Genomic DNA, 1,204 nt, shown 5'->3' on the forward strand with positions numbered 1-1,204 from the left:
ATATCAGTAGGTTGTATGATATATGCGAGTCCGGCCTTCGCACCATTAGTATGTAAAGAGACGTCTACGAGCGTCTTTTGTATATCTATAACCCAGTCCCCGCAAGGCTTTACCCCCGCTTTTCAGTCCACCAACGTCAATCTGAGTTACCCCACATCAACCTGCTTGTGTATATGCAGGTTCGAGTATGTTTATACTGCCGAGCTTGAAGCTAAAGCTTATAAGCCCACAGATGGCGACGTTATGGTTGAAGGAATATATAGAGAGGTAGATGAGCCATTAAGAACGTAGCTCTGTACGTGCGGCTTATATCCATAAAGCTGAGCGATCCAATAGGGGCTGATTATTTAGATGCCAACCGGAAACGGATGATTAGGTCGTTTGATTTTGCCAAGAAAAATAACCTGTAAAGATCACTGATGGCGGATAATTCTGATTAGTCAGCTGGTCAGCCATCGACAAAAGGGGCGTTAGCCCCAGTAGTTAATTAAGACGGAACTTATTTACGATCTTTATTCGCTTGTGCTAACACAGAGGCCGCTAGCTGCTTTGTCAATGCACAGGAATTTGGGTTNTCAAGTGCAACCGATGCTTTATGTTCCATTTCTCCACTTGTCTGATTTGGTGTTCCTCGTTGGGAGAGAGCAGAACCAGCAAGACTTTTCTGGATTGCAGAAGCGTTAGGGTCATTTAAAGTCTTCGCAGCAACGGAAGCTACATTGCCAGATGTTTGTTTTGTATTTTTACTCATGGCCTGAATCCTTATAAGAGAAGTATTGATGTAGCATATATGGTATCTCGTTTATATCTAGACACAATATATGGTGTTAATCCTAATATTTAGTGGTTAATTTTTCAATAGTCACTCAGACGGTTTACTGGACTAAATTACAGTTAGTAGAATGTTCAGTATTTTATGTTGAAAATATGACTTAAAATGATGTTATTTGGATTTGTTAACTACTTTATTGAGATGAGCGCACAGACTTGAACGTTTGGAGTTATAACTTAAATCTATGAAATGTGATGCTCTAATTGATCCGTGATTATGATTATGCAAAATAATTGAGCTATAAATTAAATGTCAGTAAATCATTCATATCTAATGCAGACATAACGATTAACTGCTTCGACCACCTGGGTTTCTGCTGTAGGTTCTCCAGTCCTTGTCCAATATCGCGTAAATATAATAGCTCCCTGGGCA

The 1,204-nt window shown here is 39.7% G+C and carries 1 protein-coding gene; it reads right to left on the bottom strand.

Annotated elements, in window-relative coordinates; genetic code table 11:
* Positions 1 to 499 precede the first annotated feature (499 nt).
* Positions 500 to 751 carry a hypothetical protein gene (locus tag V1952_RS21965; RefSeq protein ID WP_420075567.1) on the bottom strand — a complete coding sequence of 84 codons (252 nt, stop codon included), beginning with the start codon at positions 749 to 751 and terminating at the stop codon, positions 500 to 502.
* Positions 752 to 1,204 lie beyond the last annotated feature (453 nt).

The organism is Yersinia sp. 2542 StPb PI (genome assembly GCF_048593855.1).
In the GTDB taxonomy this organism is placed as follows: Bacteria; Pseudomonadota; Gammaproteobacteria; order Enterobacterales; family Enterobacteriaceae; genus Yersinia; species Yersinia enterocolitica_E.